The 26,233-nt window shown below is 54.3% G+C and carries 21 protein-coding genes; 11 read left to right on the top strand and 10 right to left on the bottom strand.

All coding sequences use genetic code 11. The features are described 5' to 3' along the window. The first annotated feature begins 30 nt into the window (after positions 1-30). Entirely contained in the window at positions 31-249 is a 219-nt protein-coding gene (infA, locus tag HED65_RS10505; protein WP_002211347.1) for a translation initiation factor IF-1, read from the top strand. A 71-nt stretch (positions 250-320) separates the two neighbouring features. Here the strand turns inward: infA and HED65_RS10500 are convergent, their stop codons facing one another. The 3 genes from HED65_RS10500 to clpS all read right to left on the bottom strand — a co-directional run bounded on the left by HED65_RS10500 (position 321) and on the right by clpS (position 3,659). Continuing rightward, complete coding sequence (locus HED65_RS10500; RefSeq protein ID WP_114978532.1) at positions 321-770, bottom strand: hypothetical protein; 450 nt, start codon at positions 768-770, stop codon at positions 321-323. 258 nt (positions 771-1,028) lie between these two features. Beyond that, the gene (gene clpA, locus HED65_RS10495; RefSeq protein ID WP_049005459.1) at positions 1,029-3,311 is read right to left on the bottom strand and encodes an ATP-dependent Clp protease ATP-binding subunit ClpA; all 2,283 of its coding nucleotides are present in this window, start codon (positions 3,309-3,311) and stop codon (positions 1,029-1,031) included. Positions 3,312-3,338: 27 nt separating this feature from the next. Continuing rightward, positions 3,339-3,659 carry an ATP-dependent Clp protease adapter ClpS gene (gene clpS, locus HED65_RS10490; RefSeq protein WP_114978531.1) on the bottom strand — a complete coding sequence of 107 codons (321 nt, stop codon included), beginning with the start codon at positions 3,657-3,659 and terminating at the stop codon, positions 3,339-3,341. A gap of 267 nt (positions 3,660-3,926) precedes the next feature. Between clpS and cspD the strand changes: the two genes are divergently transcribed. Beyond that, positions 3,927-4,148, top strand: a complete 222-nt coding sequence (cspD, locus tag HED65_RS10485; protein ID WP_008499993.1) for a cold shock-like protein CspD — start codon at positions 3,927-3,929, stop codon at positions 4,146-4,148. Between the two features lie 70 nt (positions 4,149-4,218). On the opposite strand, the gene macB is transcribed toward cspD, so the two are convergent. Together macB and macA are read right to left on the bottom strand one after the other, a co-directional pair. Continuing rightward, complete coding sequence (gene macB, locus HED65_RS10480; protein WP_114978530.1) at positions 4,219-6,159, bottom strand: macrolide ABC transporter ATP-binding protein/permease MacB; 1,941 nt, start codon at positions 6,157-6,159, stop codon at positions 4,219-4,221. Beyond that, the gene (gene macA / locus HED65_RS10475; RefSeq protein ID WP_114978529.1) at positions 6,156-7,271 is read right to left on the bottom strand and encodes a macrolide transporter subunit MacA; all 1,116 of its coding nucleotides are present in this window, start codon (positions 7,269-7,271) and stop codon (positions 6,156-6,158) included. The genes macB and macA overlap by 4 nt, the downstream gene beginning before the upstream one ends. A 159-nt stretch (positions 7,272-7,430) precedes the next feature. Here macA and HED65_RS10470 point away from each other — a divergent pair, with 159 nt between their 5' ends. Then, the gene (locus HED65_RS10470) at positions 7,431-8,387 is read left to right on the top strand and encodes a VirK/YbjX family protein (RefSeq protein WP_114978528.1); all 957 of its coding nucleotides are present in this window, start codon (positions 7,431-7,433) and stop codon (positions 8,385-8,387) included. On the opposite strand, the gene HED65_RS10465 is transcribed toward HED65_RS10470, so the two are convergent. Beyond that, positions 8,384-10,042, bottom strand: a complete 1,659-nt coding sequence (locus tag HED65_RS10465; protein ID WP_114978527.1) for an ATP-dependent endonuclease — start codon at positions 10,040-10,042, stop codon at positions 8,384-8,386. The two genes, HED65_RS10470 and HED65_RS10465, sit on opposite strands and share 4 nt — an antisense overlap. Before the next feature lie 292 nt (positions 10,043-10,334). On the opposite strand from HED65_RS10465, the gene aqpZ reads away from it, so the two are divergent. The 4 genes from aqpZ (at position 10,335) to hcr (ending at position 14,888) form a co-directional block, all read left to right on the top strand. After that, entirely contained in the window at positions 10,335-11,030 is a 696-nt protein-coding gene (gene aqpZ / locus HED65_RS10460) for an aquaporin Z (protein ID WP_025204573.1), read from the top strand. A gap of 182 nt (positions 11,031-11,212) precedes the next feature. Then, positions 11,213-12,112: a LysO family transporter gene (locus HED65_RS10455; RefSeq protein WP_114978526.1), complete on the top strand. Its 900-nt coding sequence runs from the start codon at positions 11,213-11,215 to the stop codon at positions 12,110-12,112. 144 nt (positions 12,113-12,256) lie between these two features. Then, positions 12,257-13,909, top strand: a complete 1,653-nt coding sequence (gene hcp, locus HED65_RS10450; RefSeq protein ID WP_114978525.1) for a hydroxylamine reductase — start codon at positions 12,257-12,259, stop codon at positions 13,907-13,909. Positions 13,910-13,919: 10 nt separating this feature from the next. Further along, a complete protein-coding gene (gene hcr / locus HED65_RS10445; RefSeq protein WP_114978524.1) occupies positions 13,920-14,888 on the top strand; it encodes an NADH oxidoreductase in 969 nt (322 codons plus the stop codon). A 59-nt stretch (positions 14,889-14,947) separates the two neighbouring features. Here hcr and HED65_RS10440 read toward each other — a convergent pair whose 3' ends face one another. Then, positions 14,948-15,382: a DoxX family protein gene (locus HED65_RS10440; protein ID WP_114978523.1), complete on the bottom strand. Its 435-nt coding sequence runs from the start codon at positions 15,380-15,382 to the stop codon at positions 14,948-14,950. Positions 15,383-15,533: 151 nt separating this feature from the next. Between HED65_RS10440 and poxB the strand changes: the two genes are divergently transcribed. From poxB to HED65_RS10420, 4 genes are all read left to right on the top strand, one after another. After that, entirely contained in the window at positions 15,534-17,252 is a 1,719-nt protein-coding gene (gene poxB, locus HED65_RS10435; RefSeq protein ID WP_114978522.1) for a ubiquinone-dependent pyruvate dehydrogenase, read from the top strand. Between the two features lie 37 nt (positions 17,253-17,289). After that, positions 17,290-18,291 (top strand): low-specificity L-threonine aldolase, encoded by a 1,002-nt coding sequence (ltaE, locus tag HED65_RS10430; RefSeq protein ID WP_114978521.1) that lies wholly within the window; start codon positions 17,290-17,292, stop codon positions 18,289-18,291. 10 nt (positions 18,292-18,301) lie between these two features. Then, positions 18,302-19,738 (top strand): SDR family oxidoreductase, encoded by a 1,437-nt coding sequence (locus tag HED65_RS10425; protein WP_114978520.1) that lies wholly within the window; start codon positions 18,302-18,304, stop codon positions 19,736-19,738. 93 nt (positions 19,739-19,831) lie between these two features. Next, positions 19,832-20,845 (top strand): 3-beta-hydroxysteroid dehydrogenase, encoded by a 1,014-nt coding sequence (locus HED65_RS10420; RefSeq protein ID WP_114978519.1) that lies wholly within the window; start codon positions 19,832-19,834, stop codon positions 20,843-20,845. A 90-nt stretch (positions 20,846-20,935) separates the two neighbouring features. Here HED65_RS10420 and HED65_RS10415 read toward each other — a convergent pair whose 3' ends face one another. The 3 genes from HED65_RS10415 to HED65_RS10405 all read right to left on the bottom strand — a co-directional run bounded on the left by HED65_RS10415 (position 20,936) and on the right by HED65_RS10405 (position 26,077). Next, a complete protein-coding gene (locus tag HED65_RS10415) occupies positions 20,936-22,729 on the bottom strand; it encodes a glycoside hydrolase family 19 protein (RefSeq protein WP_114978518.1) in 1,794 nt (597 codons plus the stop codon). Between the two features lie 131 nt (positions 22,730-22,860). Continuing rightward, complete coding sequence (iagB, locus tag HED65_RS10410) at positions 22,861-23,301, bottom strand: type III secretion system invasion protein IagB (protein WP_114978517.1); 441 nt, start codon at positions 23,299-23,301, stop codon at positions 22,861-22,863. Positions 23,302-23,404: 103 nt separating this feature from the next. Continuing rightward, positions 23,405-26,077 carry a glycosyl hydrolase family 18 protein gene (locus HED65_RS10405; RefSeq protein ID WP_114978516.1) on the bottom strand — a complete coding sequence of 891 codons (2,673 nt, stop codon included), beginning with the start codon at positions 26,075-26,077 and terminating at the stop codon, positions 23,405-23,407. Positions 26,078-26,233: the final 156 nt, after the last annotated feature.

Here is a 26,233-nt window from a genome sequence, read left to right as displayed (position 1 = left end):
AAACTTGGTAGTGATACCCCAGAGGATTAGATGGCCAAAGAAGACAATATTGAAATGCAGGGTACCGTACTTGATACGTTGCCTAATACCATGTTTCGCGTAGAGCTGGAAAACGGTCACGTGGTAACTGCGCACATCTCCGGTAAAATGCGCAAAAACTACATCCGCATTTTGACGGGCGACAAAGTGACTGTTGAACTGACCCCGTACGACCTGAGCAAAGGCCGCATTGTCTTCCGTAGTCGCTAATTGTTTTCGCCTGTAATGGCAGATGAATATATAAAAGGTCGGGATATTCCCGGCCTTTTTTATTTATGGCTTTAGTGTTGCTGCGTCGGAAGATGTATTGTCATCCACGGTTGTACAGGAGCGATTAAATCCCCCGCCATAGAATGGGCCATATCATGGAGTAATCCCGTGAGATACGGCAACATATCGCGGTCAAAATGCGACACCAGCAGTACGTGGTTTAACGCCCGGCAGTAGTCGCACTTCTCTTCGGTATCTTCCAGTAACCACTCTTTTTGTCGCGGCTGTTCCGCTTCGTCCTCAAATTCCACCACCTGAAAGTCACGCATTGATTCTGTGAGGGCGGATTTCACCTCTTCCAGGTAGGTTTCAAGGCAACGGCATACGGGCTGCGTTTGTGGAAGTGACTTGCAGTCGAGCAGGATTTCGGTGAGCAGTTTACAGCGCTCTGCGAGGGTTGGGAGATCGGGGTTGTGGGAGAGTTCGGTGTAGAGTTGGGCGAAGCTATTAATATCAGTCATATGTGATCCTTTATGCACGCAAGATTGTCTGTGCACACACTTTCAGGACGCCAATCCTGTCACCTGATTTTGTAGGTGCGTCGCCATTTTATTACTGTGTATTTATCCAGCAACTGACTTCGAAAGAAACTGGAAACCGCCTCGCAAAATTCTTCTGCGGCCTGATGCCCTCACCCCGGCCCTCTCCCACAGGGAGAGGGAGAAAAGCAGGCATAAAAAAACCGGGCAAATGCCCGGTTTTTAACATTAACGTTCAACTCAGTGAGCCGCTTCAGGTTTGTGCTTCTGCGCACTCTGGAAATCATACGTCAACTCATTCTTCGCCTGATCCAGCGCCACCGTCACCTGGCCGCCGTCCACCAGCGAGCCAAACAGCAGCTCGTTCGCCAGCGGTTTCTTCAGGTTGTCCTGAATCACACGCGCCATTGGACGAGCGCCCATCGCACGGTCGTAGCCTTTCTCAGCCAGCCAGTTGCGGGCTTCCTGGCTTACTTCCAGCGACACGCCTTTCTGATCCAACTGAACCTGCAGTTCGACGATGAACTTGTCGACAACCTGATGGATCACTTCGGTAGACAAGTGATCGAACCAGATAATGTTGTCCAGACGGTTACGGAATTCCGGCGTAAAGATCTTCTTGATCTCTTCCATCGCATCGGTGCTGTTATCCTGGTGGATCAGGCCGATGGATTTACGCTCGGTTTCACGTACCCCGGCGTTGGTAGTCATCACCAGCACCACGTTGCGGAAGTCCGCCTTGCGCCCGTTGTTGTCGGTCAGTGTCCCGTTGTCCATCACCTGCAGCAGGATGTTGAACACGTCCGGGTGCGCTTTCTCGATTTCATCAAGCAGCAGTACCGCGTGCGGATGCTTGATCACCGCGTCGGTGAGCAGACCGCCCTGGTCAAAGCCCACATAGCCCGGAGGCGCACCAATCAAACGGCTGACGGTGTGACGCTCCATATACTCGGACATATCAAAGCGCAGCAGCTCAATACCCAGCGCTTTGGAGAGCTGTACCGTCACCTCGGTTTTCCCGACACCGGTTGGGCCAGCAAACAGGAACGAACCAACAGGCTTGTGATCATGACCCAGTCCGGCACGGGCCATCTTGATAGCCTCAGTTAAGGCCTCAATGGCTTTATCCTGACCAAAGACCAGCATTTTCAGGCGATTGCCGAGCGTACGCAGCGTGTCGCGGTCGCTCTGAGAAACACTCTTCTCAGGGATACGCGCGATACGAGCCACCACGGACTCAATATCCGCCACGTTAACGGTTTTCTTACGCTTGCTGGCTGGCATCAGGCGCGCACGCGCCCCTGCCTCATCAATTACGTCAATCGCCTTATCCGGCAGATGACGGTCGTTGATGTATTTCACCGCCAGCTCCACCGCCGCACGAACCGCTTTCGCGGTGTAACGCACGTCGTGGTGCGCTTCGTACTTCGGTTTCAGGCCGTTGATGATCTGCACCGTTTCCTCGACGGACGGTTCAGTTACGTCGATTTTCTGGAAGCGACGCGCCAGCGCACGGTCTTTCTCAAAGATGTTGCTGAACTCCTGGTAGGTCGTGGAGCCAATCACGCGGATCTTGCCGCTGGAGAGCAGCGGTTTGATCAGGTTAGCGGCATCCACCTGGCCACCAGAAGCCGCACCTGCACCGATGATGGTATGAATTTCATCAATAAACAGAATGCTGTTGGTGTCCTGCTCCAGCTGCTTTAACAGCGCCTTGAAGCGTTTTTCAAAATCACCACGGTATTTGGTGCCTGCCAGCAGAGAACCGATATCCAGTGAGTAAATGGTGCAATCGGCAATCACTTCCGGCACGTCACCCTGCACGATACGCCAGGCCAGGCCTTCGGCAATCGCGGTTTTACCCACCCCAGATTCCCCCACCAACAGCGGGTTGTTCTTGCGGCGACGGCACAGCACCTGGATCGCGCGCTCCAGCTCTTTATCGCGGCCAATCAGCGGGTCGATACCGCCAACGCGAGCAAGCTGGTTAAGGTTGGTGGTGAAGTTTTCCATACGATCCTCCCCGCCTGCTTGCTCTTCATTATTGTTATTGACCTGATTGCTGGAATCCGATGCCTGGTTAGGCTCGTCTTTTCGCGTTCCGTGAGAGATAAAGTTAACCACATCGAGTCGGCTGACTTCGTGTTTGCGCAGCAGATAAGCAGCCTGCGACTCCTGCTCGCTGAAGATGGCGACCAGGACGTTGGCGCCAGTCACTTCGCTACGTCCGGAAGACTGGACGTGGAAAACCGCGCGCTGCAATACACGCTGGAAGCTGAGCGTCGGCTGAGTGTCGCGCTCTTCTTCACTGGCTGGCAGCACCGGTGTAGTTTGTTCGATGAAGGCTTCGAGTTCCTGACGTAGCGCCACCAGATCCACGGAGCAGGCTTCCAGCGCTTCGCGGGCAGATGGGTTGCTAAGCAGTGCGAGCAGTAAATGCTCGACGGTCATAAACTCATGTCGGTGCTCACGCGCTCTGGCGAAAGCCATATTTAAACTGAGTTCCAGTTCTTGATTGAGCATAGGCACCTCCCCCAATTTTATGCCTTATCAGGCCTTTTCCAGCGTACACAGCAACGGATGCTCGTTCTCCCTCGCGTAGTCGTTCACCATCGCCACTTTGGTTTCCGCCACTTCGGCAGTAAAGATGCCGCAGATCGCTTTGCCACGATAATGAACGGTAAGCATCAGTTGCGTTGCACGTTCTACATCATAAGAAAAGAACTTTTGTAGCACGTCAATAACAAATTCCATCGGCGTGTAATCATCGTTCATTAACATAACTTTATACATAGATGGCGGTTTTAGCGCGTCGCGCACTTTGTCTTCCGCCAGATGGTCAAAATCCAGCCAATCGTTGGTCTTACCCATTATGCATAACCACTTTGAATCTACCTCAGATGTTAGATAACAATCATCTATTACTGTCATCCGCGATGTCTGTCACAAACTGTTGCAATAGCGTTAACTGCTTCAAACTTTGGTTGATTATTGTCCCATCTCCAGCGCCAAACGCTTGACGACTTATTTCGTTTCTCTAAATTGTACAAGCGTGAGATGGCGAGGTTTTGAACAGCCCCCACTCCACCACCGGTTCATTCCATCTTAATTTATAAGATTTACGAAGGATGTCGAAGCATGGAAATGGGTACTGTTAAGTGGTTCAACAACGCCAAAGGGTTTGGCTTCATCTGCCCCGAAGGCGGCGGCGAGGATATCTTCGCTCACTATTCCACCATTCAGATGGATGGTTACAGAACGCTCAAAGCCGGGCAGTCCGTCCGGTTCGATGTACACCAGGGGCCAAAAGGCAATCATGCAAGCCTTATCGTACCCATTGAAGCAGAGACGGTTGCATAGCTCTCTGTTTTATTGTGTACATCCCGCAGTCAAAATGCCAGCCCGATCGGCTGGCATTTTTATTTTCAGCCTATTCACGGGCCAGCGCATCAACCGGATCCAGTCGCGCCGCGTTGCGGGCCGGCAACCAGCCAAACAAAATGCCGGTAAATGTCGAACACAAAAATGCGGTAAGAATAGCCAGCGGTGAGAAACCGATCTCCCAGCCGGGTAAAAAGAGCTGGAGCGTAAATGCAATCATCATCGAGAGCGCAATACCCATTGCACCGCCGACCAGACACACCAGCACCGCTTCAATCAAAAACTGTTGTAGCACATCACTGGCCCTGGCCCCGACAGCCATACGGATGCCAATCTCCCGCGTGCGTTCGGTTACCGACACCAGCATGATATTCATCACCCCGATACCGCCGACGACCAACGAGATCACCGCCACCAGCGTGAGGAACAGCTGAAGAGTACGTGTGGTCTTTTCCGCCGTTTTCAAGAGGCCGTCCATGTTCCAGGTAAAGAAATCTTTCTTCCCGTGACGTAACGTGAGTAACTGTTCCAGTTGCTGCTCGGCCCGGGCGCTGTCGTAACCTTCCTTCACGCGTACGGTGATGGAGTTGAGCCAGGATTGCCCCATGATCCGCCCTGAGATGGTGGTATAGGGCAGCCAGACGCGCAGGATCTTACTGCTGCCAAACATCGACTGCTTCTCTTCCGCCACACCAATGACGGTGGCAGGCATATTCCCCACAAGGATGACTTCCCCCACCACGTTGGTTTTATTGGGGAAGAGTTGCCTGCGTGAATTCGCATCCAGCACCACCACCTGTGCCCTGCCTGCCAGCTGTTCGGCATTAAAGGTGGCACCTTCACTGAAGGTCATGCCGTAGACGTTGAAATAGTCCCCGCTGACGCCATTCGCGCTGGCGGCAACGTCAACATTCCCCACGCGCAGACGGAGGTTTTGCGAAACAGCCGGTGTCGCGGAGTTCACCCACGGCTGCTTCTGAATAGCCTCCAGATCGTTATATTTCAGCGCCTGCTGATACTGCGGCTCGTCGTCGCCAAAGTCTTTGCCGGGATAGACGTCAATAGTATTGGTGCCGATGGCGCGAATATCGGCCAGCACCAGCTGCTTGGCGGCATCGCCCACCACCACAATCGACACCACCGAGGCGATACCAATGATAATGCCGAGCATCGTCAGCAAGGTGCGCATTTTATTAGCCGCCATCGCCAGCCAGGCCATGGTCAGCGCCTCGCGAGAGCCACTGGAAAATTGTCCCCAACCGGTTGACGCAGGCAAGGCTTCTTTCGGTGCTGCCGCTCTGGACTGTCGCGGGGGCGGGTTACTGACCAACTCGCCGTCGTGGATCTCAATGATCCGCTCCGCCTGCGCCGCGACTTGTGGGTCATGCGTCACGATAATCACCGTGTGCCCCTGATCGCGCAACTGATGCAGGATCGCCATGACCTCTTCACCCGAATGGCTGTCGAGCGCGCCGGTCGGTTCATCCGCGAGGATCACCTGTCCACCGTTCATGAGCGCACGGGCAATACTGACTCGCTGCTGCTGACCGCCGGAAAGCTGAGACGGTTGATATTCCACCCGTTCTGCCAGCCCCAGGCGCGTTAATAACGCTTGCGCCCGTTCCAGCCGCTTCTTACGCTCCACACCAGCATAGACCGCGGGCACTTCCACGTTCTGTGCCGCACTTAGATGAGAAAGCAGGTGGTAACGCTGGAAGATAAAACCGAAGTGTTCGCGCCGCAGTTTTGCCAGCGCGTCACCATCAAGCGTAGAGACATCCGTCCCCGCCACGCGATAGGTACCGCTGGTGGGTTTATCCAGGCACCCGAGAATATTCATCAGCGTCGATTTACCGGAACCAGACGCCCCGACAATAGCCACAATTTCGCCAGCCTCAACGCGTAACGAAATCCCCTTCAGCACCTCCACCGGGCCGTCGCCCGACGGGTAGCTGCGACGAATGTCATTCAGCTCAAGCAGCGCCGTCATTTAGGCGCTCCGGGCAGGCTTTCGCTGGTGACAACCTCCTCACCCTCTTCCAGCCCTTTCACTACTACCACGTCGGTGTCGTTGCGCGCGCCAATCAGCACTTCTCGCTCACGCGTTTCGCCATTACGCAGCACCTTCACCTTATAACGTCCCTCGCCAGTGGATTCACCCAGCGCGGAGAGTGGGATGGTCAGCACGTTTTTCACGCCAGTGAGCTGAATATGCACCTGTGCGGTCATGTCCAGACGCAGAACGCCCTGCGGGTTGGGCACCTCAAAACGGGCATAGTAGAAAATGGCGTCGTTGACCTTTTCCGGCGTCGGCAGAATATCTTTCAGCACACCTTCATAGCGCGTTTGCGGGTCGCCGAGCACTGTAAACCAGGCATTCTGCCCAGGTTTAAGATGAATGACATCCGCCTCTGAGACCTGAGCTTTCACCAGCATGGTGCTCATGTCTGCCAGCGTCAGAATGTTTGGCGCCTGCTGAGCGGCAATAACCGTCTGGCCCTGAAGCGTCGTGATCTGGGTGACTTCCCCGGCCATCGGGGCAACAATTTGCGTGTAATCGAGGTTGGTTTTCGCCGTATCCAGTGAGGCCTGATTGCGCTTGATTTGTGCATCAATAGTGCCAATCTGCGCCTGCTTGACTGCCAGTTCAGTGGTGGCGGTATCTAAATCTTGTTTCGAAATAGCCTGAGTTTTGGCAAGCGCCTGCTGGCGGGTGAGCGTCACCTGGGCGAGGTTACGCTCTGCCAGTGCCTGTGCACGCTGCGCCCGCAGTTCCATCAGCGTCGCTTCCACCTCACGGATCTGGTTCTCAGCCTGTTCAGGGTCGATTACCCCAAGCAACTGACCTTTTTTCACCTTGTCGCCAATCTCTACCGACAACGTTTTCAACTGGCCGCTGACCTGAGCGCCGACATCAACCTTGCGCAGGGCATCAAGTTTGCCCGTTGCGAGGACGTTTTGCTGCAGTTCGCCCGGGCGAACAATCAGTGTCTGATACTGTGGCACAGGCGCATTAAGCACCTGCCAGAGCCAGTATCCGCCAACCAAAACCACGACCGCCAGCAGCAGAAACAGCGTTCTGCGTTTTCCCTTGAGGTTCATAAATATTCCAAATAAATGTTCTGGCAATTATCAGTGTTGATTTTATCTAAACGACTCCTCAACGAAACCCCTGATTCCCGAAATCGTCACAATTTGTTTACGAGATGTTGAACGTTCGCCTGCTGAAATGAAGCTCTTCAACAAGAAGCAGGATCTATCATGTCTTCCATCGTCGATACACCTTTTTCAAACCTGCCGCAGCCTAAATCAGGCTGGCAGCTGTTCAAAAATCTGGCTTTCGGTCAGCTCACACCAGGGCTTGCGTGGAAGAACCCCTCCTATCGACGTAAATTCATGTTACGTTCGCTGGCGTCACCTGTTAGCACTGCGCGCCTGTTAACGAGCCTTGCAAATCAACCGCGTCTGATGCAGATGCTGCAGGTACAACCTGGGCTGCCATGCCGGTTGCATCGTCCCTGGTTAACGGTGAACATGGATAGTCAGCACGCACTGGAATCCCTGAACTGGCACTATCAAATGATGAGCCGCCAGCTTCCTGCGACACTGCTGAATGGTTATCTTTCTAAACAGGGCTTCACGCTGCTGACCTTAACCGGCAAAGATGAGCAGCAATTTACCGTTCGTCTGTGCGCTGATGCATTCCTGGATAAAGAGGGAGAAGCCACCCTTGCTTTCTGTGACAGCCAGAACACGGTGCTGGCAGAAATGACCTTTACGTTGTGCCAGTCTGAGGAAAAAGTGACGCTGTTTATCGGCGGTTTGCAGGGTGCAAAAGCACATGTTCCGCACGAGCTTATCCAGGGGGCAACGAAAGCCTGTCATGGCCTGTTCCCGAAACGTCTGCTCGTTGAGGCCGCAATGACGCTCGGCACGGCTTTCCCGGTAGAACAGATTGTTGCCGTCAGTAACTCCACCCATATTTATCGCAGCTGGCGTTATCGCAAGAAAAAAGAGGGAAAACTGCTGGCCGATTACGACAGTTTCTGGGTCTCCATTGGTGGTGAAAAACAGGATAACGGTAACTTTAGGCTGCCGCTTGTCATGCCACGTAAACCGATGGAAGAAATTGCGAGCAAAAAACGTTCCGAATATCGCCGCCGCTACGAACTGCTGGATAGCCTGATTCAGCAAGTGAACCAGGCGACCCAATCTTAATCCGCTTTCCCGCGTGCCAGCCACAGCACGCGGGAGAACATCTTACGCAGCAACGTCGGTACCGACTCCACGCCCCGCCTCCCCGCTTCCGTCGCCACTTCAATGGCTAAATCCGGTTTTGAAGAACGGTGAATGGCTTTGGCAATCACGCGCCGCATGTTCATCGGGACATCGACTGGCACCATCGCAATTCTGTGGAAGACGTCGTCAAACCCCTGACGATACATAAAATGCTCCATGTCCATCGCGGGCAGCATGGTTAAATGGTCGCGCTCTTCTTCTCGCTCATCATTCAGCAGGCTACGCACAGTTGAGGCATATTTTTTACCCGCTTCGTCGCCGTCGACCAGGACATGCCACTCGATCCCCATCCGGCGGGCAAATTTTATCAATGGTTTTAATCCCGACTGGGCAAATTCGATCACCTTAATGCCTTCGGCATCAAAATGGTGGCCGCACTGGCGCGCCAGTTCGTTGATGACCCAGGTTTCCGTTTCCCCCTCCACCAACAGCCAGCAGCGGGCAAAAAGCGACGATGCTCGATTAAAGCGAATATGAAACGCGATACGACGCCCGTCTTCCGCGTTCAGACCGCCAGGCCCGAGCCGGTAAGCAGAAACACGCGAAGATTCACGCACCAGACGGCAGACGTGTTCAACCGGCGTCAACGATAATAACTCCCCGGAATTGGTGGTGGTAATGCGCTGGAGCGGCAGCAGATTCAGCAGATGCCATGCCACGGAAAGCATAATGGGATGCAGACGGGTCTCAGGATCCTCCACCAGCAGCAGCGGCCGGGCGTCCCGGTCAAGACGAACGGTTCCTTTGGCCTGAAGAAGTGTCGAAAACAGCCCCAGCAAAATCACCCGATGGGTACGGCCTCCAGGCCGGTCGATCATCCGGTTAATGATATCGAGGTAACGCCAGCTTCGTTGCTCATCATGAGAGCGTCGGCGCATCAGACGATGGCGCGACTCCGACGTTCCCTGTTCGGAAAAATAGTGCTCGAGAAGTTGCACCATCGCGGACAATCCCTGTCGGATTTGACCATCGGTCAGATTTTGCGGACGCGAAACCAGCTCTCTGGCTAGGAAATCCAGCTCCCGGGCCGTGACTTCCACTTCCGGCATATGCGGTACGGTACCGTTACGGATACGCCGCATAAAGCGTGCATCACGCAAGCGTAGTACCGGCGTCAGGCGGGTCAGGTGGCGCGCCAGATCGTCGATATTATCCAGGGGGATCGGGTTGGCTTTCTCATCAAGAAAATCGCGCAGGGTGAGTACCCCCTCGTTTTCCGACATCTCGCCTTCGAGCCGATAGAAAATGCGATGGAAATCGTCATCACATGGCACCCAGCAAGGCGACAACGGGCGGAAGCGACGCACGCGATGACGTCCTGGCTCGGATTCCCGGAACGTCAGAATAATATGCAGATGCTTCTCACGGCCCGTGATGTCACCCGGGGGGAACCAGAAATCGTCGTGGACGAAGTGATACAAATCATCTTCGGGCGAAAGCAGCAACGTCAGCGCATCCAGCAGGCTGGACTTACCCCAGGCGTTCTCACCGATCAGGACGTTGTTCTGCTCCAGATGCAGCGACAGGCGGTTAATCCCGCGAAACCCGACAATTTCCACACGTTCGAGAAGCATAAATCCCCCGCGAAATGACCACTTTTTCCTTTAAGTTATCAGCAGTATAGCGGGAGGCGTTCTGTCACGACAGCATAACATTCGTCCTTGCGAGAATTGGTCTATGCTCTATTTACCGCTTATTTGAACAAGGATTGACATCACATTGCCTTAAATCAAATTAATCGAATTTATTTAAGTGGCGAAGGGGTGTTGTTGGTTTTTAGAATAACGGCTCTTTGAGTCGTCATCCCTTTATGGCGATATATCCCGTACGCGGGAAAGCGTGCGGAAATTTATTATTGAGGTGGTTATGTTTAGAAAATTGGCAGCAGAATGCTTTGGTACATTCTGGCTGGTATTTGGTGGCTGTGGTAGCGCCGTTCTCGCTGCGGCATTCCCGGAATTAGGCATTGGTTTTGTCGGTGTCGCACTGGCGTTCGGTTTAACCGTATTAACCATGGCCTTTGCCGTAGGGCATATTTCGGGTGGTCATTTTAACCCGGCGGTGACATTGGGCTTATGGGCGGGCGGCCGTTTCCCTGCGAAAGAGGTCATTGGCTACATCGTCGCTCAGGTAGTGGGCGGTATTATTGCGGCAGCAGTGCTTTACGTGATTGCCAGCGGTAAAGCCGGCTTCGACGCTGCAGCCAGCGGTTTTGCCTCTAACGGCTTCGGTGAACACTCACCTGGCGGCTACTCTATGCTGTCTGCCATCGTGATTGAAATTGTGCTGACCGCAGGCTTCCTGCTGGTGATCCACGGCGCAACTGACAAACACGCGCCAGCAGGCTTTGCCCCTATTGCCATTGGTCTCGCACTGACCCTTATCCACCTGATTTCTATTCCAGTCACTAACACCTCCGTCAACCCGGCACGCAGTACCGCCGTCGCCATTTTCCAGGGCGGTTGGGCGCTTGAGCAGTTGTGGCTGTTCTGGGTAATGCCAATCATTGGCGGTATTCTGGGCGGCGTGCTGTATCGCACCCTGCTGGAAAAACGCGATTAATGATTTTCTCCCTCTCCCGTGGGAGAGGGTTGGGGTGAGGGCATCAGGCCGCACAACCCCACATACACTCAAGCCGGGTAAGGCGCAGTCGCCACCCGGCTTTCTTTTTGCCGCTTTACTGAACAGCCTTTATTGGGTAGTGTCACTGACGCTTAACAGATACTCAAAAGGACCAGCTGTTCATGTTTTCAGGACTCCTCATCATTCTGCTGCCCCTGATTGTGGGCTACCTTATCCCGCTGCATCGAGAATCTGCATTACGGCTTATCAACCGTTTTCTCAGCTGGATTGTTTACGTCATTCTTTTCTTTATGGGGATAAGCCTGGCATTCCTGGATAATCTGGCCAGCAATCTGCTGGCGATCCTGCATTATTCTGCCGTGACTGTTGTGGTTATTTTGCTCTGTAATATCGCCGCATTATTCTGGCTTGAACGCACTGTTCCGTGGAAAAATCACCATCATCAGGAAAAACTCCCTTCCCGAATTGCAATGGCGCTGGAATCATTAAAACTGTGCGGCGTCGTGGTACTTGGTTTTGTACTTGGACTCAGCGGATGGGCATTTTTACAACACGCAACGGAAGCCAGCGAATATACCCTGATATTCCTGCTGTTCCTGATCGGTATTCAGCTACGAAATAATGGTATGACCCTGAAGCAGATTGTCCTTAATCGCCGGGGAATGATGGTCGCGGTTATCGTTATCGCCAGTTCTCTGGTCGCAGGAGTTATTAACGCCTTTATTCTCGGCCTGCCGCTCAAAACCGGTCTGGCAATGGCATCAGGATTCGGCTGGTATTCCCTCTCCGGGATTCTGCTGACCGAATCGTTCGGCCCGGTGATTGGTAGCGCCGCCTTCTTTAACGACCTGGCACGAGAATTAATTGCCATTATGCTGATCCCGGGTCTGGTGCGTCGCAGTCGCTCTACGGCGCTGGGCCTGTGTGGTGCCACGTCAATGGACTTTACCTTACCGGTCCTCCAGCGTTCGGGCGGGCTGGAAATGGTGCCTGCGGCCATCGTACACGGTTTTATTCTAAGTCTGCTGGTTCCCGTTCTGATGGCATTGTTCTCTGCCTGATACCTCTAAGGCGGTAGAATCTCTGCCGCCAAAATTGCGCTAAATCAATATCCCTCTATTTTGTAGAAGAAAGCCCTTTTCACCACTCCACCACAGGCATAATCTCAAACATGTATATTAAATATAACTTTAACAGGTGTGATTATGTTTTGTGTGCAATGTGAACAAACCATCCGTACTCCGGCAGGTAATGGCTGCTCTTACGCGCAAGGTATGTGCGGCAAAACCGCAGAAACATCAGACCTGCAGGACCTGCTGATTGCTACCCTGCAAGGCCTCTCCGCATGGGCATTCAAAGCCCGCGAATATGGCATTGTCGACCACTATGTAGACAGCTTCGCCCCGCGCGCCTTTTTCTCGACGCTGACTAACGTCAACTTTGATTCACCTCGCATCGTCGGGTATGCCCGTGAGGCCATCGCTCTGCGAGAAGCGCTGAAAGCACAGTGTCAGAAGGTTGATGCTAACGCTCGCGTTGAAAACCCCATGTCAGAACTTCAACTGGTGAGTGATGACCTGGGCGACCTGCAGCGTCAGGCAGCAGAGTTCACCCCAAATAAAGACAAAGCGGCGATTGGCGAGAATATCCTCGGCTTGCGTCTGCTATGCCTGTACGGTCTGAAAGGCGCCGCGGCCTATATGGAGCACGCACATGTGCTCGGTCAATACGACAACGACATCTACGCCCAGTACCACAACATCATGGCGTGGCTCGGCACCTGGCCTGCAGATATGAACGCGCTGCTTGAGTGCTCGATGGAAATCGGCCAGATGAACTTCAAAGTGATGAGTATTCTCGACGCCGGTGAAACCAGCACCTATGGTCACCCAACGCCCACCCAGGTCAATGTCAAAGCAACCGAAGGCAAATGTATCCTGATTTCCGGTCATGACCTGAAAGATCTTTATAACCTCCTGAAGCAAACCGAAGGTACAGGCGTTAACGTCTATACCCACGGTGAAATGCTGCCGGCTCACGGGTATCCAGAGCTGCGTAAATTCAAACATCTGATCGGTAACTACGGCAGCGGCTGGCAAAACCAGCAGGTTGAGTTTGCCCGCTTCCCGGGCCCAATCGTGATGACCTCTAACTGCATCATCGACCCGACCGTAGGCGCGTATGATGACCGTATCTGGACCCGCAGCATCGTCGGCTGGCCGGGTGTAAGCCACCTTGAGGGCGATGACTTTGGTCCGGTCATCAAGCAAGCGCAGCAGATGGCGGGTTTCCCGTACAGTGAAATTCCACACCTTATTACCGTCGGTTTTGGCCGTGAAACACTGCTCGGGGCCGCAGATACACTGATTGATCTCGTCAGCCGAGAAAAACTGCGCCACATCTTCCTCGTCGGTGGCTGTGACGGCGCGCGCGGCGAGCGTAACTACTTCACTGATTTCGCCACCCGCGTGCCGGAAGACTGCCTGATCCTGACGCTGGCCTGCGGTAAATACCGCTTCAATAAACTGGACTTCGGTAACATCGAAGGTCTGCCGCGCCTGGTGGATGCTGGTCAATGTAATGATGCCTACTCTGCAATCATCCTGGCGGTCACACTGGCGGAAAAACTGGGCTGCAGCGTGAACGATCTTCCGCTGTCGCTGGTGCTCTCCTGGTTTGAGCAGAAAGCGATCGTCATCCTGCTGACCTTGCTCTCTCTCGGCGTGACGAACATCGTCACCGGCCCCACTGCACCGGGCTTCCTGACACCGGATCTGCTGGCCGTGCTGAATGAAAAATTCGGTCTGCGTTCGGTGACGAATGTTGAAGACGATATGAAGCAACTGTTGAGCGCGTAAGGAGTTATTCATGACCATGCCAACCTCACAATGTCCGTGGCGGATGCAGGTTCATCACATCCATCAGGAGACGCCGGATGTGTGGACACTGTCACTGCTGTGCCATGACTACTATCCGTACCGTGCAGGGCAGTATGCGCTGGTCAGTGTCCGCAACACGGCGGACACCCTGCGCGCCTACACAATCTCCTCGACGCCGGGCGTGAGTGAGTACATTACGCTCACCATCCGTCGTATTGATGATGGTGCTGGCTCGCAATGGCTGACCCGGGACGTGAAACGCGGGGATTATATCTGGCTCTCTGACGCGCAGGGTGATTTCACCTGTGACGACAAAGCCGAAGATAAATTCCTGCTGCTGGCAGCGGGTTGTGGCGTAACACCGATTATGTCGATGCGCCGCTGGCTGGCGAAGAACCGCCCACAGGCTGATGTGCAGGTGATCTTCAGCGTGCGTTCTCCGGAAGATGTTATTTTTGCCGAAGAATGGCGCGACTATCCGGTCACACTGGTGGCGGAACATAACGCAACCCAGGGTTTTGTGCCCGGTCGTCTGAGCCGCGAGCTGCTGCAAAGTGTGCCTGATATCGCGAATCGTACCGTGATGACCTGCGGCCCGGCGCCGTATATGGATATCGTGGAAGCGGAAGTGAAGACCCTGGGTGTGGCCCGCTTTTTCAAAGAGCAGTTCTTTACCCCCGTGGCAGAAGCGGCAACCAGCGGGATTAAATTCAGCAAACTGCAACCTGCACAGACTTTCTTTGGCCGTGTGGGGACGACACTGCTGGAGGCGCTGGAAAGCAATAAAATCCCCGTGGTGGTGGCCTGTCGTGCAGGTGTGTGCGGTTGCTGCAAAACCAAAGTGGTGGATGGCAACTACACGGTTACCAGCACCATGACGCTGACCGACGCAGAAATTGCAGAAGGTTACGTGTTGGCCTGCTCGTGTCATCCGCAGGGTGATCTCGTCCTCGCATAAACGTTAAACGTTCGATCACAGGCCCGGTAAGCGCTAGCGCCTCCGGGCTTGTATAATCCTCACCGCCACGCAGGACCTTTCCCTACCGCAAACCGCCCTGCCCCTAAAAACGCGACTGCCAGCGAGCCGATAAAGAAATACACCAGGCTTTCAATTCCCCATGCTCCGACAGCGTCAAGGGTGAACGTTTCACCGATGCCCACCATTAACCACGCCACAATCATCGTAAACGCCAGCACCAGCGCGGCCGGGCGCGTAAAGAGGCCAATGATAATCAGGATCGGTGCCACTACTTCGCCAACCAACACGCCATAGGCGATAAACCCCGGCAACCCTTTTTCCACCAGCATGCCGCTGATGAATCCCACGCCGCCAAACAGCTTATGCAAACCGTGAAACAGCATTAGCCCACCGACGGCAAGTCGTAACAAGAGTTTGCCAGAATCGTCGTACGATAGCTTTTCATTAACAGCAATTAACAATGATTTAACCATTTGAAATGATTCCTGTTTTCACTGAGGTATAACCAGATTATGCCGAATAATTGCGCATGAACAGCACCTTTTAATTGGGGGGATGCGGCGGGCAATACGGAGACTTTCTTCTAAGCTTGTAAGCGATATCACTAAAAGGAGATGGACAACCATGAAACAAACTGTGGCTGCATACATAGCGAAAACCCTGGAACAAGCAGGCGTAAAACGTATCTGGGGTGTCACCGGCGATTCACTTAACGGACTGAGCGACAGTCTCAACAAGATGAAAACCATTGAATGGATGCCGACCCGTCATGAGGAGGTCGCCGCCTTTGCCGCCGGTGCCGAAGCCCAGCTCACCGGTGAACTGGCTGTCTGCGCCGGGTCATGTGGCCCGGGAAACCTGCATTTAATCAACGGTCTGTTCGATTGCCACCGCAACCATGTGCCCGTTCTGGCGATTGCCGCTCATATTCCATCGACAGAAATCGGCAGTGGCTATTTTCAGGAGACGCATCCTCAGGAGCTGTTCCGTGAATGTAGCCACTATTGCGAGCTCGTTTCGACCCCCGAGCAAATCCCGCAGGTTCTGGCGATCGCCATGCGCAAAGCCGTGCTAAACCGCGGTGTTTCCGTGGTCGTGTTACCTGGTGACGTCGCGCTCAAGGCCGCACCAGAAACCGCCAGCAGCAACTGGTATCATGCGCCACAGCCGGTGGTGACGCCAGCCGAAGAAGAGCTGAAAAAACTGGCGCAACTGCTGCGCTATTCCAGCAATATCGCCCTGATGTGCGGCAGCGGCTGCGCAGGTGCGCATAGAGAATTACTTGAGTTCGCCGGTAAGCTCAAAGCGCCGATCGTCCACGCCCTGCGCGGCAAAGAGCATGTTGAGTACGATAACCCCTACGACGTGGGTATGACCGGCTTGATCGGTTTTTCCAGCGGCTTCCACACGATGATGAATGCCGACACGCTCATTTTGCTCGGCACGCAGTTCCCTTATCGTCCGTTCTACCCGACGGACGCTAAAATCATTCAGATTGATATCAACCCCGCCAGTATCGGCGCGCACAGCAAGGTCGATATGGCGCTGGTGGGCGATATCAAATCCACCCTTGCCACCCTGTTGCCGTTGCTGGAAGAGAAAACCGATCGCACATTCCTTGATAAAGCGCTGAGCGATTATCGCGATGCCCGCAAAGGGCTGGACGACCTCGCCAAACCGAGCGACAAAGCCATTCACCCGCAGTATCTGGCGCAGCAGATCAGCCATTTTGCTGACGATGACGCCATCTTTACCTGCGACGTGGGCACCCCAACCGTGTGGGCAGCACGCTATCTGAAAATGAACGGTAAACGTCGCCTGCTCGGCTCGTTCAACCACGGTTCGATGGCCAACGCCATGCCGCAGGCGCTGGGGGCGAAAGCCACGGCACCGGAACGTCAGGTCGTGGCGATGTGCGGCGATGGCGGGTTCAGCATGCTGATGGGTGATTTCCTGTCGGTGGTGCAGATGAAGCTCCCGCTTAAAATCGTGGTTTTCAACAACAGCGTGCTGGGCTTTGTGGCGATGGAGATGAAGGCCGGCGGCTACCTGACGGACGGCACTGAGCTGCACGACACCAACTTCGCGCGCATCGCCGAGGCTTGTGGCATCACCGGTATTCGCGTGGAAAAAGCGTCAGAGGTGGATGAAGCCCTGCAACGCGCCTTTTCCATTGACGGTCCGGTACTGGTGGACGTAGTGGTCGCCACAGAAGAGCTGGCGATCCCACCGCAAATCAAACTGGAACAGGCCAAAGGCTTTAGCCTCTACATGCTGCGCGCCATCATCAGCGGCCGTGGTGATGAGGTGATCGAACTGGCAAAAACAAACTGGCTCAGGTAAAACATCTGGCATCGCCTTTTAAATATAAGGACATGCCATGATTGATTTACGCAGTGATACCGTAACCCGTCCGAGCCGCGCCATGCTCGAAGAGATGATGGCCGCTCCGGTCGGGGACGACGTCTATGGTGACGATCCGACGGTTAATGAGCTGCAGCGCTATGCTGCAGAGCTCAGCGGAAAAGAGGCCGCTCTGTTCCTGCCAACCGGCACTCAGGCTAACCTGGTGGCGCTGCTGAGCCACTGCGAGCGCGGCGAAGAGTACATTGTCGGCCAGGGCGCGCATAACTATCTGTATGAAGCAGGCGGTGCGGCGGTGCTCGGCAGCATTCAGCCGCAACCGATTGACGCCGCGCCTGACGGCACCCTCCCGCTTGATAAGGTCGCTGCGAAAATCAAAGCTGACGATATTCACTTTGCGCGCACAAAACTGCTCAGTCTGGAAAACACCCATAACGGTAAAGTTTTGCCGCGCGAGTATCTGAAGGCGGCGTGGGAATTTACCCGTGAGCGTAAACTGGGGCTGCACGTGGATGGCGCACGCATCTTTAACGCCGTGGTGGCGTACGGTTGCGAGCTAAAAGAGATCACGCAATATTGCGATTCATTCACTATTTGCCTCTCTAAAGGGTTGGGTACGCCCGTGGGTTCCCTGCTGGTCGGTAATGCGGACTACATTAAACGTGCCAACCGCTGGCGTAAAATGACCGGCGGCGGGATGCGTCAGGCGGGTATTCTGGCGGCGGCCGGGCTGTATGCCCTGAAAAACAACGTGGCACGTCTGAAAGACGATCATGACAATGCCGCATGGATGGCGACACAGCTGCGCGAAATAGGTGCCGATGTAATGCGCCACGATACCAACATGCTGTTCGTTCGCGTGGGTGAAGAACACGCTGCCGCGCTGGGTGAATTTATGAAAGCCCGTGGCGTGCTGATCAATGCCTCACCTGTCGTGCGCCTGGTCATGCATCTCGATGTTAATCGTGAACAGCTGTCAGAAGTGGTGAAACACTGGCAGGCGTTTTTACAGCGTTAAGGAGCCTCACGTGCCGCAACGAATTCTGGTGCTTGGCGCCAGCGGGTATATCGGTCAGCACCTCACCGCGGCGTTAAGCCAGCAGGGGCATCAGGTGCTGGCAGCGGCACGGAACACCGAACGTCTGCAAAAACTCAATTGGCCTGGCGTCACCTGCCATAACGTTGACCTCAACTGGCCGAAGGAACTTCCCGCGCTGCTGGAAGGGGTCGACACACTTTACTACCTGGTGCACAGCATGGGCGAAGGCGGCGATTTTATCGCCCACGAGCGTCAGGTGGCGATGAACGTCCGCGATGCCTTGCTGCAAACGCCGGTGAAACAGGTGATTTTTTTAAGCTCACTCCAGGCTCCCGAACATGAGCAATCCGATCATCTGCGAGCCCGCCAGCTGACGGCTGAAACCCTGCGCGGCGCAACTATTCCTGTTACCGAACTGCGCGCCGGAATTATCGTCGGTGCAGGCTCTGCTGCCTTCGAAGTGATGCGCGATATGGTCTACAACCTGCCAGTCCTCACGCCGCCGCGCTGGGTCCGTTCGCGCACCACGCCGATTGCGCTGGAGAATTTACTGCATTACCTGGTGGCCCTGCTGGATCACCCTGCAGAGCAACACCGCGTGCTGGAGGCGGCAGGCCCGGAAGTGCTGAGTTATCAGGAGCAGTTCGAGCATTTCATGCGCTTCAGCGGCCGTAAACGCTGGCTGATCCCTGTTCCCTTCCCGACTCGCTGGATTTCGGTGTGGTTTTTGAATGTGATCACCTCTGTGCCGCCGACGACCGCCAAAGCGCTGATCCAGGGGCTGAAACATGATTTACTGGCGGACGATCGGGAGTTGCGCGCCCTCATTCCCCAGAAGCTGATCCACTTTGATGATGCCGTACACAATACGCTGAAAGAAGAAGAGCAACTGGTGAACTCCAGCGACTGGGGTTACGACGCCCAGGCGTTTGCCCGCTGGCGACCAGAGTATGGTTACTACCCGAAACAGGCTGGCTGCACCGTAAAAACGCAGGCAAGCCTGGCGGCGCTGTGGGACGTGGTGAACCAGATTGGCGGCAAAGAACGTTATTTCTTCGGCAATATTCTCTGGCAAACACGTGGAGCAATGGATCTGCTGGTAGGGCACAGGCTGGCAAAAGGTCGCCCGGCGCGCCCGTATCTTGAGGTGGGCGATACAGTAGACAGCTGGAAGGTGATTATCGTTGAGCCAGAAAAACAGCTGGCACTGCTGTTCGGTATGAAAGCCCCGGGGCTGGGCCGACTCTGCTTTACACTGAAAGACAAAGGCGACCATCGTGAACTGGACGTCCGCGCCTGGTGGCATCCGCACGGGATGCCGGGTCTGTTCTACTGGTTGTTCATGATCCCCGCACATCTGTTTATCTTCCGGGGAATGGCGAAACGGATTGCGCAACTGGCAGAACTGAAGACGGAAAAGATCTAAATAAAACTCTCTTTCTTTCACCTTTCCCATTGCAACCCGCCGTAATTCACGAAAGAATGCGCACGAAATTCTTTTTCAACACAGTGGATTGATATGAAGGTACTGGTTACCGGGGCGACCAGCGGCTTAGGCCGAAATGCGGTCGAATTTCTTCGCAACAAAGGCATCAGCGTCAGGGCTACCGGTCGCAACGAAGCGATGGGAAAACTGCTGCAAAAAATGGGCGCAGAGTTTGTCCATGCTGACCTGACGGAGCTGGTCTCCTCTCAGGCGAAAGTGATGCTCGCCGGTATCGACACGCTGTGGCACTGCTCCAGTTTCACCTCTCCGTGGGGAACCCAGGAAGCCTTTGACCTCGCTAACGTGCGGGCAACCCGCCGTCTGGGCGAATGGGCCGTTGCCTGGGGCGTGCGTAACTTTATCCATATCTCCTCCCCGTCACTCTATTTCGACTATCACCACCATCGTGACGTACAGGAAGATTTCCGCCCGGCACGTTTTGCCTGTGAGTTCGCCCGCAGCAAGGCAGCCAGCGAAGAGGTGATTGACCTGCTGGCGCAGTCAAACCCGCATACCCGTTTTACAGTACTGCGTCCGCAGAGCCTGTTCGGGCCGCACGACAAAGTGTTCATTCCGCGTCTGGCACAGATGATGCACCATTACGGCAGCGTGCTGTTGCCACGTGGCGGCGATGCGCTAGTGGATATGACCTACTACGAAAATGCAGTCCACGCCATGTGGCTGGCAAGTCAGCCGGACTGCGATACGCTCATTTCTGGCCGGGCATACAACATCACTAACGGCGAGCCGTGCTCGTTACGCAGTATTGTGCAGCGACTGATTGATGAACTGCAGATCAACTGCCGTATTCGTTCAGTGCCCTACCCAATGCTGGATATAATTGCCCGCAGCATGGAGCGTTTTGGCAGTAAATCGGCAAAAGAACCTGCGCTGACGCACTATGGAGTATCAAAGCTCAACTTTGATTTCACGCTGGATATTACCCGCGCAGAGAACGAGCTGGGGTATAAACCGATCGTGACGCTGGATGAAGGGATTGTGCGCACGGCGGCGTGGTTGCGGGATCACGGGAAGCTTCATCGCTAGCCTTTTTGCCCGGTGGCAGCTTCGCCTTACCGGGCCTGCAACAGCACAGTGCAAACACGAAAACGGCAACCTCTCGGTTGCCGTTTGCTTTTACAGTGCCGTCCAGGCGTCAGACCATGCCAGACCTGCGCCGGGTTCATAGTATGCCGGAGCCGTGTTACACCAGCCGCTGTACGGGAACGGTTTGCACTGGAACAGTTTACCGTGGTTGTTCACGATATCACCTGCTTTGTACTTACTGTTCGCACTCCACGCAGCGTAAGAGCCGGATGTCCCTTCGTCCTGAGACGGAACCGCTTTCGCCTTCACGTTCAGCAGATAAGAGGTTGTACTGCTCAGTTCACCGTCGCTAACAGTGAGGCTGATTTCTATCTGCTGAGTCGTCGCCGCTTCTGGTGCTCTGAAAGTCACAACCGCTTTATCCTGACCCGTCACAGTCTGGCCATCCTGAGCACGCCAGGTGTAAGTCAGCTGGTTACCATCAGCATCCGTCGAACCTTCGGCGCTCAGTGAAACCTGCGCACCGGCGTCAACCGCACCAATTGGGCCGGCAATATGCGCGACCGGTGCGTGATTCACCGCCGCCGGTTCTGCCGGCGTTTCATCCGGAATAGGTGTTGGTGCCGGAGCCGGGGTTTCATCCGGCGTGGTGGCAGAGCCTTCGTCGTTAACGATGTTCACTTTAAAGAACTTCTGCACGCACTTGCTGTAGTCGCCCTCTTTGAACGCACTGAACGGTGTCTGGTAACCTACCAGCTGACACGAGTAGGTTTCGCCGCTCGGCGTATCCGCACTCCATCCCCAGTCCTGCTCCCAGTAAATCTTCAGCGCGCCTGCGCCACCTTCATCGAACTGCTTCATGTTGGCGCAACCCAGCACTTCATTCGCCGGAACGGGCACTTTCAGGTAGTTAGCAAACTCTTTGTAATACTTAATACGGTTCTGGGATTGCGCAATTTCAGTCGGGCCGCCGCATTCGACACCCCCGTTAATGATCTGCGTGGTCACGCCGAAGCCAGGCACCAGACCGTTGGCTTTATCGTGATCGTTCGGCTGCCATGTGCCGTCGATAACCTGCAGCATGCTGGGTTTTGGTGGCTGCGGATAGGCGAAGAAGAAGATCGCGCTCGCCAGGTTCAGCCAGGTATCTGCCACCAGCTCAGGTTTATCGAGCAGCGTACGCACGTCACCGTACATCGCTTCAGAGAACGGGCCGTAGTTGTAGTTGTAAGACAACTGTTTTGCGCCGCGACCAAAGTAGCTCAGGAAATCGCCGTCTTTATCTTTACCGCACGGCCAGGTCTGCCCCTGCCAGACATCCGGGTTACATTCGCCGTTATAGCCCCCCTTCTGCCCTTCGCTCCAGCCCATTTCACGTACGTGCACCAGTGCCTGACGCCATTCGGCTTCCGGACGCCAGCTTTCATGGCCGCCAGTCTCCTGAGCGAAGTGAGCAAACATGGTTGCCAGTTCTTTGCGGCAGATGGCGTCGCTGTCGCGACCATCTTTATAGGTCTTACACAGCGCCGGGAATTTACCGACCGCTTTCAGGAAGTTGCTATAGGTGTACGCCTGCGCACGCAGCGGGAAGAGATATTCCCAGTCGCTGGCCTTAACAATACCTTCAACGCGCTTCACGTTTTCCGGGTTCGCTGCACGGCCTGGCTCAATCAGTTCGACCTGCGCATTGTCCAGCGTCTGAATGGTCTCCTTCACCGAGGCCATCAGCGGGAAGCTGGTCAGCTCTTTTTCTTTCTTCGCCAGATCACTGGCTTTCATGGTGTATGGCTCACTGGTGGTCGCTTGTAGTGAGGCAGCCTGTGCCATAAAGGGGGCTACGCATGCTCCGGCAACGAGTACACTCAATAACGTCCTTTTGTTCATTTCAGATTCCTGTTAATTGAAGTTAAAATTAAAATCCCGATTTATGTATTAATCCATTAATACATAAACCACAGACAGCTGTTTTTCTTTTCGAAGAACACCCTCAGGAATTCTTCAAAAAATAAAAAGCATTAATATTGCGCAGCTATTTTTAATTGCTGATATTTTTTCCAGACTTTATGGGCATAGATCATACGCTGCGGATAATTCTCTTTTTTTAAACCCGCGTTATATGCACCGACAGCTTCCCAGTTATAGCCATAGACCTTAATCATTCCGGACAGAATGGAAGCACCAACCATGATGGAGGTACAGGGTTCAGCCATCAGGCGGTGTTCATCAATACCTCTGGTCTCCAGTTCCGTAAAATGTGAGCTGTTAATTTGCATCAACCCGACATCACGCGTGCCATCATGATTTTGTCCCACCGCATACGGGTTCATACCGGATTCGACATTGGCTATGGCATACAATAAATACGGGTCAACATGATAATAATGCGCCGCTTTATCCCAACAGTTTGCCAGTGCGCTTTGGCTTATTATTAATAACAACAAAATGACCTTTTTCATTTTTACCTGCTGACAGTTTCGGTTATTTCTCCTGACCAACATCCTGTAAAATGAATATTGCATCACTCCCCCTTTCGTGAGGGGGAGTGATTATCGGGTTAGATTATTTGCAATCGGCTGATACGCCTTCTTTCACCCATACGTCGCTATTAGCCGGGTTATCGCCACGGGTCCACCATTTGGCACGGTAAACGTTACCCTGGTAGGTAGTGGTTTCACCGCCGTTGTAGACCAGGTCAGAACGCCAGTTCATCTTCACGTTGCTCACCAGTTCCCAGGCATCCACACCGAAGCCAGGTTTGTTACCTTGCGTCCAGTATTTCGCTTTCCACACCAGATGATCGGCACTTACGGTATCGCCATTGTTGTAGATTTTGCTGGCATCCCACGCGGCATATTTGCTGGCGTTCGCATCCACTGGTGCGTCACAGCTACCGGTTGCAGTACCTTCCTCGGCTGGAGGTGTTACTTCATCAGCAGGAGGGGTGACCTCAGCCGGTTTCGGATCCACCGTGACCTGCACGTTAGACTGCACGCTGGTTTTACCATCGCCCACCACCACGCTCAGGGTGTAGGTCGACGTTGAGGTCACCTCTGGCGCTGTGATACTCACGTTCGCCGTATCCGTACCGGTTGCGTGCATATCCGCTGGAACGCTCCAGGTGTAGGTCAGAGCATCGCCGTCTGGATCCACAGCCTGCGCATGCAGAGCATAGGTCTCGCCTGCCTGCAGCGTCACCGCTTCCATTGGGTTCACGACCGGAGCCTGGTTAGCTTTTGGCGCTTTGTTCACCACCTGCACATCGATCGCGTTGCTCAGGCCTTTAGCGTCCGTCACTGTCAGGCGGAACGCCATGGTCTGGTCAGTGGTGACAGCAGCAACGTTAAAGGTCGCTTTCGCTTTGGTGCTGTTGGTAAGGGCGACAGACGGACCAGAGATCTGAGACCATTTGTAGGTAATCGCATCGCCATCCGGATCGCTGGAAGCAGAACCATTGAGCGTGACGGTTGCCGGACCAGAGACATTCTGATCAACTGATGACGCGATTGGCGCGCGGTTAGTGACCACCGGATCAACCGGCGTAGAGCTACCACCCAGCAGGCTTTCGTTCATCGCGTTCAGAATATCGCCGTTATCAGAGTCAATAGACCATGCGAACAGCCCACCCAGGTTTTTCGACAGCACGTATTTACCCTTCGCAGTGGTAGAACGCGCATCTTCATAAGAGATCAGGTCGCCGGTAGATTTGTTGAAGACATAAGGTGCTTCTGCGTCCGCATCATAGCCGTACTCCCAGCCAGGCTTGCCTTTGTATTCGTTGACGATCTGACGATAGTCAACCACCCCCGGTTCCCAGGTGCCTTTCACCATGCCCGTTGCGGTACCGGTGAATGGGTTGTCACCCGTGTAGCCATGCACACCGGTCCAGCCACGGCCATACATCCCCGCACCCACGACGATCTTGCCAGGTTGTACGCCCTGCTGAAGCAGCGCATTAACACCATTCTCCGTGGTGTAGTTGGTGTCTGGTCGCCATGCTGGCGCACGCAGCGCAGCCTGGTGTCCCAGTTCGGTGTTGCTCCAGCCGCCGTAGAAGTCATAGCTCATCAGGAAGATGTGGTCGAGATACTGCTGAGCCGTGGTGTAATCCACGTCTTCAATCTTATCTTTACCGGCCCCGATGGCGCTGGTCAACTCATAGGTACGGCCTGTCTGGGCAGACAACTCGTTCAGCATGGTGCGCAGGTCGTGCATCAGCGCGGTATAGGTAGCTTTATCCTGCTGTGGGTTACCTTTGGTTTCCGTCACGCCGCCACCGCCAGGGAATTCCCAGTCGATATCCACACCGTCAAAGAATTTCCAGGTTTGCAGGAAATCTTTAACAGAGGAGACAAAGCGGGCACGGATAGCCGGATCGCCCATGTGGAAGAAGGGATCGGAGAGCGTCCAGCCGCCGATAGATGGCAGCACTTTCAGGCCCGGATGCGCTTTTTTCAGCGCCATCAGCTGACCAAAGTTACCTTTGTACGGGTCGTCCCAGCTGGAGACGCCAGCCTGTGGTTTTTGCAGCGCAGCCCATGGATCGTGAATTGCCACGGTAAAGTCCGGACGGCCCTTACAGTCGTTCTGAAGCACTCTGAAGCTGTTACCCCCTTCAACCGTTTTCAGGCCATCGTTGATGCCGTCACCGCCGCAGATTGGGATAAAGCCGTAAAGAATGTGGTTAAGGTTGGCAGCAGGGATTTTATCAACAGAGAAATTACGATCGTAAACCCCCCATTCCGGGAAGTAAGCAGCAACCACTTTATCTGTGTGGTTCGCGAAGGTTTTGTTGTTCTCCTTCATCGCGCTGTTCAGCGGCAGCAGATGGCTGCCATCGGTATCAGCAACGATAATCAGCTTGCTGGCACTTTTCGCACAACCGCTGGTGTTACAGACCTCAACCTGTTCCTGATAACGTCCACCTTTTTTCACTTTGAACGTTGCTGAGCCCGTGGCCCCCCCTGCACCGTTCCAGACGGTCTGCCCGTCCAGCAGCACTTTGGCTGAAGTTGGCGCATCGCCGCTCCAGACGTTCCACTCAACTTTCACATCCACGCCATCATTATGCACTTTGACCAGATTGTTATAATCCTGAGCGGCTTGATCCACTTCAACCAGGGCAAATTTGTCATTGCCATAGCCGATCGTCGGTGCCCCTGGCGCCGCTGCAAATGCAGAGCTGGTTGCCGCCGCAATAAAGAGCGCCAGATATTTAGGCTTCATAAATTTCATTTTTATTTCCTGATAAATTTATTCGTAACGTTAATCATCCATGTCTTCCTTGAGAACATGGAGTCTTTCGCGTAATGCGTATTTAACCAACCTGAAACCGTGACAAAAAACGTGTTATTGCGTTGTATTCCTCCATAAAAAGATACAAGCCCAATT

Origin of the sequence: Pantoea sp. LS15 (assembly GCF_012241585.1) — a bacterium.
Classification (GTDB): Bacteria; Pseudomonadota; Gammaproteobacteria; order Enterobacterales; family Enterobacteriaceae; genus Enterobacter.
The sequence above is the reverse complement of the archived record's forward strand: the minus strand, read 5'-3'. Positions and strand labels throughout refer to the sequence as shown.

What these genes read in the sequence shown, in the direction of transcription:
- HED65_RS10500 (WP_114978532.1), bottom strand. Translation starts at nt 770, where the DNA reads ATGACTGATATTAATAGCTTCGCCCAACTCTACACCGAACTCTCCCAC.
- HED65_RS10415 (WP_114978518.1), bottom strand. Translation starts at nt 22,729, where the DNA reads ATGAACAAAAGGACGTTATTGAGTGTACTCGTTGCCGGAGCATGCGTA.
- macB (WP_114978530.1), bottom strand. Translation starts at nt 6,159, where the DNA reads ATGACGGCGCTGCTTGAGCTGAATGACATTCGTCGCAGCTACCCGTCG.
- HED65_RS10470 (WP_114978528.1), top strand. Translation starts at nt 7,431, where the DNA reads ATGTCTTCCATCGTCGATACACCTTTTTCAAACCTGCCGCAGCCTAAA.
- HED65_RS10440 (WP_114978523.1), bottom strand. Translation starts at nt 15,382, where the DNA reads ATGGTTAAATCATTGTTAATTGCTGTTAATGAAAAGCTATCGTACGAC.
- infA (WP_002211347.1), top strand. Translation starts at nt 31, where the DNA reads ATGGCCAAAGAAGACAATATTGAAATGCAGGGTACCGTACTTGATACG.
- poxB (WP_114978522.1), top strand. Translation starts at nt 15,534, where the DNA reads ATGAAACAAACTGTGGCTGCATACATAGCGAAAACCCTGGAACAAGCA.
- iagB (WP_114978517.1), bottom strand. Translation starts at nt 23,301, where the DNA reads ATGAAAAAGGTCATTTTGTTGTTATTAATAATAAGCCAAAGCGCACTG.
- hcp (WP_114978525.1), top strand. Translation starts at nt 12,257, where the DNA reads ATGTTTTGTGTGCAATGTGAACAAACCATCCGTACTCCGGCAGGTAAT.
- HED65_RS10465 (WP_114978527.1), bottom strand. Translation starts at nt 10,042, where the DNA reads ATGCTTCTCGAACGTGTGGAAATTGTCGGGTTTCGCGGGATTAACCGC.
- clpA (WP_049005459.1), bottom strand. Translation starts at nt 3,311, where the DNA reads ATGCTCAATCAAGAACTGGAACTCAGTTTAAATATGGCTTTCGCCAGA.
- ltaE (WP_114978521.1), top strand. Translation starts at nt 17,290, where the DNA reads ATGATTGATTTACGCAGTGATACCGTAACCCGTCCGAGCCGCGCCATG.
- HED65_RS10420 (WP_114978519.1), top strand. Translation starts at nt 19,832, where the DNA reads ATGAAGGTACTGGTTACCGGGGCGACCAGCGGCTTAGGCCGAAATGCG.
- aqpZ (WP_025204573.1), top strand. Translation starts at nt 10,335, where the DNA reads ATGTTTAGAAAATTGGCAGCAGAATGCTTTGGTACATTCTGGCTGGTA.
- HED65_RS10455 (WP_114978526.1), top strand. Translation starts at nt 11,213, where the DNA reads ATGTTTTCAGGACTCCTCATCATTCTGCTGCCCCTGATTGTGGGCTAC.
- cspD (WP_008499993.1), top strand. Translation starts at nt 3,927, where the DNA reads ATGGAAATGGGTACTGTTAAGTGGTTCAACAACGCCAAAGGGTTTGGC.
- HED65_RS10405 (WP_114978516.1), bottom strand. Translation starts at nt 26,077, where the DNA reads ATGAAATTTATGAAGCCTAAATATCTGGCGCTCTTTATTGCGGCGGCA.
- clpS (WP_114978531.1), bottom strand. Translation starts at nt 3,659, where the DNA reads ATGGGTAAGACCAACGATTGGCTGGATTTTGACCATCTGGCGGAAGAC.
- hcr (WP_114978524.1), top strand. Translation starts at nt 13,920, where the DNA reads ATGACCATGCCAACCTCACAATGTCCGTGGCGGATGCAGGTTCATCAC.
- macA (WP_114978529.1), bottom strand. Translation starts at nt 7,271, where the DNA reads ATGAACCTCAAGGGAAAACGCAGAACGCTGTTTCTGCTGCTGGCGGTC.